5 protein-coding genes and 3 pseudogenes are annotated in these 9,339 nt (G+C 59.0%); all 8 read left to right on the forward strand.

Annotation, left to right across the window (positions count from 1 at the left end; genetic code table 11):
• Positions 1-354 (forward strand): transposase domain-containing protein (locus ABIB95_RS46940; RefSeq protein ID WP_354249164.1); only part of this gene is annotated, 354 nt, incomplete at its 5' end.
• Positions 355-435: 81 nt separating this feature from the next.
• Positions 436-948, forward strand: a pseudogene (locus tag ABIB95_RS46945) (IS66 family transposase); the annotation flags it as partial.
• 1,660 nt (positions 949-2,608) lie between these two features.
• Entirely contained in the window at positions 2,609-3,214 is a 606-nt protein-coding gene (locus ABIB95_RS46950) for a RolB family protein (protein ID WP_354249166.1), read from the forward strand.
• A 1,001-nt stretch (positions 3,215-4,215) separates the two neighbouring features.
• The gene (locus ABIB95_RS46955; RefSeq protein ID WP_354249168.1) at positions 4,216-5,076 is read left to right on the forward strand and encodes a tyrosine-type recombinase/integrase; all 861 of its coding nucleotides are present in this window, start codon (positions 4,216-4,218) and stop codon (positions 5,074-5,076) included.
• Positions 5,077-5,096: 20 nt separating this feature from the next.
• Positions 5,097-5,315: pseudogene (locus ABIB95_RS46960) on the forward strand (transposase zinc-binding domain-containing protein); the annotation flags it as partial.
• Positions 5,316-5,831: 516 nt separating this feature from the next.
• Positions 5,832-6,845 (forward strand): annotated as a pseudogene (locus tag ABIB95_RS46965) (IS91 family transposase); the annotation flags it as partial.
• Between the two features lie 419 nt (positions 6,846-7,264).
• Positions 7,265-8,608, forward strand: coding sequence for an IS5 family transposase (locus ABIB95_RS46970; RefSeq protein WP_354249170.1), 1,344 nt, complete (start codon positions 7,265-7,267; stop codon positions 8,606-8,608).
• Between the two features lie 51 nt (positions 8,609-8,659).
• Entirely contained in the window at positions 8,660-9,331 is a 672-nt protein-coding gene (locus tag ABIB95_RS46975; protein ID WP_354249172.1) for a RiPP maturation radical SAM C-methyltransferase, read from the forward strand.
• Positions 9,332-9,339 lie beyond the last annotated feature (8 nt).

The following is a 9,339-nucleotide window of genomic DNA, read 5'->3' on the forward strand; positions in this document are numbered from 1 at the left end:
CCGCCGCTGCCTGAACGGGTCAGATGCCGCCCTCGATACGAAGGCCATCCGTCAAAAGCGCGGGCGTCACCGTGCGGAGAAAATCGCGCTTACGCCGAAAGAGCGTTGCGTGGCATCGCCCTGGGACGACGGAACTGGACCTTCGCCGGCTCCCTGCGCGGCGCCGACCGCGCCGCCATCATGCTGACGATGATCACGACCTGTCGCCTGAACGACGTCGATCCCAAGGCGTGGCTCGCCGACGTCCTGGCCCGTATCGCCGATCTTCCTGCATCGCGTCTGCATGAACTGCTGCCCTGGGAATGGAAGCTCCTGCGCCAAGCCGACAACCCCACCGATATGCAAGCCGCCTGACCTTCACGCATCGCCATCGTAGACCTGGCCCTGCCCGCGCGCATGCGTCAATCAGGCGGCCTTCGTCGTATGCGTACGTTCGGTCGCGGCCAGGAACATCCTCAGGCCTTCCTGGCCGGCTATCGCGGCTTGTTGATGAGCGACGGCTATGACGCCTGGCGCACGCTGACAGGCGCGACCCATCTCGGCTGTATGGCGCATGCGCGCAGGAAGTTTACCGATGCGCTCAAGGCCAGGACAAAGCCTGGCGGTCCGCCATTGCAGGCGCTCAAGTTCTTCGAGGCGTTGTATGAGGTCGAGAGGGTGGCGCGCCAGACGCCGCCCGACGGCGAAACGCGCGCCGCATACACCTCGCGGCTGTGCCAGCAGCATAGCCTGCCGGTATCGGCCGCCTTCCGGACCTGGCTCGACGACCAGGCGCCGAAGGTCCTACCCGAAAGCTTGACCGGCAAGGCGATCGTCTATGCGCGCAACCAATGGGATTATCTGACCCGTTACACCAGTGACGGTCTCGCCCCGATCGATAACAATGTTCTGGAGCGCGACATCAGGCCGTTTTGCACCGGACGAGAAAGTTGGCCGTTCAGTGACACCGGCTCAAAATAACCTGCCAGCTGACAACGATAGCGGCTGACGGTCGAACGCTCAGGATCAATCATGCCGTTCCGATGATCCCGCTGGGGCCCGGCGTCACGCGACGCCGCGGCCAGCCGCGCGCGCAGCCTGTGCAGTAAAATGCGCGCTTACGAACATCTCCGAGGTGGCGCGGAGCAACGGCGTTTCCCGCGGGCTGCTCACGGTGTGGCGACGCCAGGTTACGGCGGTGGCCGGCAAGGCCAAACTTTGTGCCGATCCAAGTTGGTGCTGAGAGCAGTGGCAGGTCAACTGGCGAGTCTAAGCGTATTTTGCGGCGGCGGCGGCAGGATATATTGTGATGTAAACTTCGCCTCGGTTTTTGAGCCGCAACGTCCGGCTCGCGCTGCGCGCGAGTCTTGGGCTTCGCCCAAGTCCGGACGTTGCGGCTCAAAAACCGAGGCGAAGTTTATTATTGAGGTTGTTCGAGCGCGATCATAGGCCCTTGTCACTTTTGAAGTGGACCCCGGAAATAGGACCAAACGTTAAGGTGTGAAGCGTCCTGCTCTGTTTGAACCGACGGAGCACGGATATGACGAAATCACGCAAGAAGTTCGATGCCGCATTCAAGGCCAACGTGCCTGGCTTTATTGAATTGAGTGAACAGTACAACAACATGTACGCCATAGGCGCAAAAGCATAACGAAAACAAGAAAAACAACAATAGGAAACGCTTACAAACCATTGGAAATAAAAAGCTCACTGAACAAAACCCACAACATTACAAATACGCGCCAGGCCGGTCTGTGGCGGCTTTGATCACGGCCTTGGTAACACGGGCCCCCATGCGACCACCGGAAAATCAAGGGCGTTGCGGAGGGTCTGGTGGTTTGTGGCGTTAGCAGCGCACCAAGCCTGCGGGACAGCTAGGAACCAGTTCCACGGGCCTATCGGACCGTTAACCGGAATCTTCGCCGCACAAGTCCATCGATTTCCATTGAGGCCAAGAAAATTTTGGTTGTGAACACAGATAACAGCATCCGCGTCGAACATGTAGAGGTACGCGAGCTTAAAATTATTGACATCAGCAATATTGTTCGCAGCTGCGTACGCCAACCTTTGGGCATCGAGGTGCCCCTCTAGCTGGGCACTATCATTAACCATGAATGCGCCTGGAACGTTCCACACAGCCACCGTGAGAGGGAGGGGGAGAACGCTTGTGGTGTTCGGCGAGAGTAAAGATGGAGGCAGAGGAGGTTTGATTGTCCGTGGTGAAGTGTGAGGACGAAATGAGGCTTATATAGAGAGGGGCTCTCTTCCTTTATTGGACCGCAACGTTTGTAATCTCCAAACGGTACGTTTGGTGGCGTTTCGGTGCAATAAAAGGCATCTTTTTGGATGTGTCCCTTAGGGTCGGGTAGAGTCGCAGCTTCTGTGCAGCCGCTGGCTCTCGCCACAGTTCAAAGGGCACAACTTTAGCGTTCTGCAAAGGGCAGCCCGGATTGCTAAGTCCACAACCTCCAAAGGTCAATAGTGTTCCTATATAAACTATAGGTATCTTTCGTCACTCACAACGCAACTACCCTTTTCCATCATCTGCCCCCACCTTGCACCTTCTTTTCCGATGTCGTTCCCAAGTATAGATCGTCCAAAATTTACTTGCGATCGTGAGATTTCATGTGTGCTGCTGGATGTCGAGCAACGTCTCCAGCAGATGGTCGTGCGTTATAAGAGCTTCCTCCGCGATGAACTTCTGCCTGCGCAAATCTATTTCGCTGATATATTAGACGCGTCTGATGGGTGGAGAGTGAATTTAGATCCCGACATTATGGGCGATATTATAGACGATCGCCTAGCCGAATACCGCGGTTATCCGTGCATGAACGATCCGACGGACGGCATCCTAGAGCAAATTATGCGCGATGCTAATGGAGATCCTAAAATGCTGTACGTCTTACTTGCCGAGACGATAGCCGCGAGCTGTGCTGACACCCAGAACCTTAATGTTATTGCCGGGACGCCATATCACTTTCGTGACGGCGAGGGAAAAACAAGAATGCTGGCATACGAGCTTCCGCCATACGGCGCCGCGTTCTATCGTCGGCTGATAATGACAAAAATGGCCTCATTGGGAGGCGGCCTCGTCGGTCAGAGGTATTATGGGTCTTGCCTTGTCGTTCCCAGAACTGACTTTTTTCGGAATGAAGGAGAAGGCTTTTGGAGTCGCCCGGATTTCGGCGACTTTGATGTGGTGGCTCGGGTCCGAGCGGACCTTGACCTTAGGTAGGCGGTGTTAAGCAAGCTGTTTTCGCGAATAAGATGCGCCCCTTTGGGCTTGGTCTGTTATGCGTGGGTTTCCCCCCGTGGAGTTTGACGTTCTCCTTTGGGATTATGTGTTGTGTGTTATGCGTTTTTTTTGAGTTAAGTTACTGTCAGGTGTGCGTCTTTGTATTTCTGTTTCCTTGTCATCGTTGTGCTTCGCTGTTCTGTACGGACAAATCGTTTCAGTATTAATGAATAAAATCACGTCTTTTTTATTTAACGAGAAACAACTATTCTTGATGCAAATATTAGCTGTCGTTGTGCCGCAATGAAGTGTTCCCGTTGGCGCGAGGCCGCCATCGGCGGGGATTGCACGCGCTTACGATTGACCCACAATTCTAAGCGAACGGCGCATGCGAGAACCTTACGGAAAACGACTGCCTTTTGGAGACGAGCGGGAGGAGTGGCTAACCCCTATCTTTTTATCTGTCCTTGTTGTCACGCTGTCATCGACAGATAGCAGATAGCCCCCGCCCCGGGCGGGCGGGCCCCGGGCAGGATATATACCTGTGTCACCTTTCTTCATTTGTCCATTCGTGCACTCATACTTGAGTTAGCTCTTGGGTGACGCACTGACACCGGCGTGGTCTTGCCCCAAGTTTTCTCGGACGCTTCCGTCGAAAGGTCGAAAGCCCCCGGTTGGGCCGATTTCTTGCGCAGCAGGTCTCGAGCGAGAACTGCTGCTGGCCGCCGCGGTTCGCTGTGAGCGGAAGAGAGCGCGATGCAAGGCCAAGCCACATGTCGTCGGCATCGAGATCGAAGGTAGTCGTCCGTGAAGAAATCCCAAGCTGTTGATTTGGAATCTGGAAACGGCGTTTTGCCGTGACCGGATTTGCCGGAAATCGGGCTTTTGGATCGGGATTGAACGAAGCCGCTGCCGCGGCGTGAGGGGCAAGGTGGCGTAGATCGCCTCCTGGCTGAGAGGATGTGGGTGTTGGAGCCCACCCCTCAGACAGGAGTATCGAGATGGCCGATTTGAGCCCTCTTCGCCGCCGCATGATCGAAGACATGACCGTCCGCAATCTGTCGCCGGCGACGCAACGATCCTACATCAGCGCGGTTTCGAAGTTCAGCCGCTATTTTGGCCGATCGCCTGACCGGTTAGAGCTGGAAGATGTCCGCGCCTTCCAGGTGCATCTGGTCTCGACCGGCATCTCATGGCCGGCGCTGAACCAGATCGTCTGTGCGCTACGGTTTTTCTACGGCGTCACGCTCGGCGAGGCGCTCATCCCGGAGCGCATTCCCTATGCGCGAGAACCGCGCAAGCTGCCGGTCGTTCTCAGCGCCGACGAAGTGGTTCAGTTCCTCGAGGCCGTGTCCAGCCTGAAGAGCCGCGCCGCGCTCACCACGGCCTATGCGGCCGGACTCAGGGCCTCTGAAGTCGCGGGACTGCGGATCGAAGACATCGACAGCGCCCGCGGCGTCATCCAGGTGCGCCACGGCAAGGGCGCGAAGGATCGCAACGTGATGCTGTCGCCCCAGTTGCTGGGCATCCTGCGCATCTACTGGCGGCTCGCCCGGCCGCGGCTTTATCTGTTCCCTGGTCGTGACGAAGATCATCCGATCGATCAGACCGTGTTGCACGCCGCCTGTCGGTCGGCGGTGAAGGCTGCGGGCCTGACCAAGCGCGTCACGCTCCACACGCTGCGCCACAGCTTCGCGACGCATCTTCTCGAGAACGGAACCGATATCCGGATCATCCAGGTCTTGCTCGGGCACAACAATTTGTCGTCGACAGCGCGCTACACGCAGGTCGCCACCGATACGATCCGGGCGACGCAGAGCCCGCTCGATCGCCTGTCGCTGGAGGTGACGCCACCTCGATGATCCGCGGCGGGATGCGGGTGATGATCCGCCCCGACAGCCGCTCCAACAGGCCCGCCATCGAGATTGCCGATATTCTGCGCCGGCATGGCGACACCTATCGCCGCGTACATGCCGGTCATCTCGGTCGGGTCGAGCGGCGCGTGATGAGCGCGATCGTGGCGTGCCGGACCGAGGCGCTCGGCGGCCACATGGAGGCTTGCGACGACTGCGGCACGACACGCATCGCCTATAATTCCTGCCTTATGGGCAAAGCCGGTAATGGGGAGCTGGCGGCATTTGATCGCGCTCCTGCACCAATCACCGCCAAACCCCGCTCTCCATTACGAGGTACGCCTGAGGAGTTCGATCAGCTGGTCGGTGGGCCGGAAGACGCCGCGCCGCAGGTGGGGCGGCACGATCGCCTCCATCGCATCGAGCTTCTCGGTCGGATCGCCGCGCGTGCCGCCGCTCGCAAATAGCGTACCGCTGTCTCGGGGCCATAGCCTTGCTGCTCCAGTGCCGCTGCAAACCCGTCAAGGTAAGGCCCGCTCGACCCGCTGCGCAAATGCCCCAGCATCTTCGCCGCCGAAAAGTACGTCTCCCACATGTTCGTCCCCGTATGTGACCGGCCATCAGTGGCCGACCCGACGGGGCCGCACGGGCGACTTGTAATGGAGAGCTCGAGCGCGGCAATACACAGGAAAATACGGTGATCGCGATTGCCAGCTCCCCATTACCGGCTTTGCCCATAAGGCAGGTAATGGGCGTCACCCATTACCTGCCGCAACCGGCACTGTCCGAAGTGTCAGGGGCCAGCCCGGGCCGCGTGGCTCGCCGCGCGAGAAGCCGACCTGCTGCCGGTTCCCTATTTCCACGTCGTCTTCACACTGCCGGCTCCGATCGCCGCGATCGCCTTTCAGAACAAGGCCATCGTTTATGCGATCCTGTTCAAAGCCGCCGCCGAGGCAATGTCGACGCTCGCCGCCAATCCACGCCGGCTCGGCGCCGGGATCGGCGTCGTCGCCGTCCTCCACACCTGGGGGCAGGCGCTGACGCACCATCCCCACGTCCACTGCGTCGTGCCGGGCGGCGGCCTCTCGCCCGATAGCGCGCGCTGGATCGCCAGCCGACCAAACTTCTTCCTGGCCGTCAAACCGCTCGCCCGGCTGTTCAGACGCCTGTTCCTCGAACGTCTGACCGCCGCCTTCGACGCCGGCACCCTGAACTTCTTCGGCGATCTCGCATCCCTGGCCGAGCCTGCTGCCTTCGCAGCTCACCTCGTCGCTATGCGGCGCATCAGCTGGGTCGTGTACGCCAAACGGCCGTTCGGCGGCCCCGCGCAGGTGCTGGCCTATCTCGGCCGCTATACCCATCGCGTTGCAATCGCCAACAGCCGGCTCGTAGCCCTCGACGAGGATCACGTCGCCTTTACCTGGAAGGACTACCGCCAGAACGGCGCGACGAAGATCATGAAGCTCAAGGCCGACGAGTTCATCCGCCGCTTCCTTCTTCACACGCTGCCCGATGGCTTCCATCGCATCCGCCACTTCGGCTTCATGGCCAACGGCCATCGCGCTGCCAAACTCGCCCTTTGCCGCAAACTTCTCGATCGTGAGCGGACCGCGCCAAACGATGGCGAGCCGTCGCCTGTAGATTCGGATGCTCTGACGTGGCCCAAGGTTCCCGCCTGTCCTGATTGTGGTGGCGTCATGCGCATCATCGAGCGCTTTCGACACAGCTTCAGTCGTTCCGGCGCTCCAACCCAATCGTTCCGGTGCGACACATCGTGAGCCAATTCATCCCGTGCACGAAGATCGGCATTCGTCATTATGATCCCATCGTCTCGATCATCGCAGACGCTGCCGAATCCGTGCGGCCAAACAGCGCGCCGGAAACTATTCGATGCAGCGGGCCATCGATCGCGACCGCCCGTAAAATGCTCTCTGTCTCAAGTTGCCGCCATTGCGCAACCAAAACGTCGCGGCGTCAGCTCCGCAGTCTGCCGATAGCAACCCGCGATCTCAAACTATCCTCATAGCCGCACCACCGTGCATATTCTCCCGCGCCTTCGTTCAATCCGGCTTCAATGAGGTCGCGTGATAAGCGCTTGCCGCGCCCTCGCGTGAGCGCGACCTCACAGAACCCTCCAGATTCCCTCGAATCTCGCGCCGTGATTCTCTGCTTCTTGAGATGCTGAGCGGAGGGTTCGATGCGGCCACGGGAACGTCGGGAGAGCGGAGAGCAGGATCTGTTTCGCTCACGTCTTGACCAGATCATCGATACGGAACACGCGCTGGTGAAGCTGGTGCGGACGATCGATTGGAGATTTCTGGAAGAGCGATTCGGCGAGGTTTACACGGATAGCCCTGGCCAGCCGCCGCTGCCGACGCGATTGATGGCGGGGCTGGCCATCCTCAAGCACACCTACGACCTCTCCGACGAGGTGCTGTGCGAGCGCTGGGTGGAAAACCCTTATTATCAGTACTTCTGCGGCGAGGAGTTCTTCCAGCACCGGCTGGTGTTCGATCGCTCGTCGCTGACGCGCTGGCGCAACCGCATGGGCGAGGAGCGGTTGCAGGCGCTGATCCAGGAGAGCCTGTCGGTTGCCACCAGGACCAAGGCGATCAAGCCCTCCGAGCTGTCGCGGGTCATCGTCGACACGACGGTTCAGCCCAAGAACGTCATGTTCCCCACCGATGCGAAGCTTTTGAACCGGGCGCGCGAGAAGCTGGTGCGGCTGGCGAAGCTCCATGGGGTGGATTTGCGCCAATCCTATGCGCGGGTGGGCAAGTTCGCCCTGATCCAGCATCAGCGCTATGCCCACGCCAAGCAGTTCAAGCGCGCCAATCGCCTGCTCAAGAAGCTGCGCACCTATCTCGGCCGCGTCATCCGCGACATCGGCCGCAAGATCGAGGGCAATGGCGGGCTCGAAGCGGCGTTCGCAAAACTGCTCGCGCTGGCGCGGCGCGTGCGCGAGCAGCAGCAGCGCCAACGTGGGCCGAAGGTCTATTCCCTGCATGCGCCGGAAGTCGAATGCATCGGCAAAGGCAAGGCTCATCGGCCTTACGAGTTCGGCGTCAAGGTCTCCGTCGCAACCACGCTCAGCCACGCCAAGGGCGGCCAGTTCGTCACCCACGTGAAGTCGCTTCCTGGCAATCCCTATGACGGTCACACCCTGGAAACCGTGATCCCGGACATGGAAAAGCTGGTCGGCAACACCATCGCACGCCTCCTCGCCGACAGGGGATACCGCGGCCACAATGCGCCACCTGACCACAAGTTCAGGGTCTTCATCTCCGGCCAGAAGCGAGGGGTAACGCCCAGCATCAAGCGCGAGTTGCGCCGCAGGTCCGCCGTCGAGCCCGTGATCGGCCATCTCAAAGCCGAGCACCGCATGGGCCGCAACTATCTCTGGTACCGGCAAGGCGACGCCAATAACGCCGTCCTCGCTGCCGCCGGCTACAACTTCCGCCGCCTCATCCGATGGCTCAGCCTCTTGTTGCGCCAAATCCTCATCGCACCCTTCGCCGAGCCAAGCATCAATCCCGCCTGAAATAAGGGTTCTTCACGGACGACTAAGAAGATCAGCCCCCAGATTGTAACTATGATGGGTGGCGGCAATTGTGACGGCCCTCAAGGCATGGCGATTCACCGCAACTTTCCTTGCTTGGATTTCGTCGTCCGAGGGGAGGGCGAAACTGCCTTTGATCAACTCCTAGAACACTTGGCTTCGGGAAAGAAAAGCTTCTTTGCAGTGCCGAATTTATGCTGGCGCGATGGCGGTGATACGATCACGAGTCCACAGAGCGCTTACGAAGACATGGACGCGGTGCCAAGGCCGGAATACTCAGCCTATTTTCAGCATTTGAGCAACTCGGAGATCCAGGCGTATATACAACCAGCCCTTATCGTCGAAAATGCAAGAGGATGTTGGTGGGGACAAAAACATCATTGCACCTTTTGCGGCCTAAATGGTTCGAACTTGAAGTTCAAGAGCAAGAATCAGTCCAAGGCGGTAGATGAAATCGAGGCGTTGGCAGCGAAGCACAAGACACTCGATATCGTGGTAGCGGACAATATCTTGGATGCCAACTATTTTGAGGAATTTCTACCGATGCTGAAGGCGCGCAACCGGGATTATCGCATTCAGTATGAGATTAAGGCTAACCTGAAGCAGCCCCAGATCGAACTAGCATTACAGTTGCTTTGTTTGCGGGCTTCTGAATCCATGGGCAACCATGATTCGAATGTCGTGGACGCGGGCCGCGTCGGTTGAGGAGACGC

The sequence above is a fragment of the Bradyrhizobium sp. LA2.1 genome (assembly GCF_040547725.1).
GTDB lineage: Bacteria > Pseudomonadota > Alphaproteobacteria > Rhizobiales > Xanthobacteraceae > Bradyrhizobium > Bradyrhizobium barranii.

Excerpts from the sequence above, each read along its gene's own strand:
- ABIB95_RS46955 (WP_354249168.1), top strand. The coding sequence starts at position 4,216 with ATGGCCGATTTGAGCCCTCTTCGCCGCCGCATGATCGAAGACATGACC.
- ABIB95_RS46970 (WP_354249170.1), top strand. The coding sequence starts at position 7,265 with ATGCGGCCACGGGAACGTCGGGAGAGCGGAGAGCAGGATCTGTTTCGC.
- ABIB95_RS46975 (WP_354249172.1), top strand. The coding sequence starts at position 8,660 with ATGATGGGTGGCGGCAATTGTGACGGCCCTCAAGGCATGGCGATTCAC.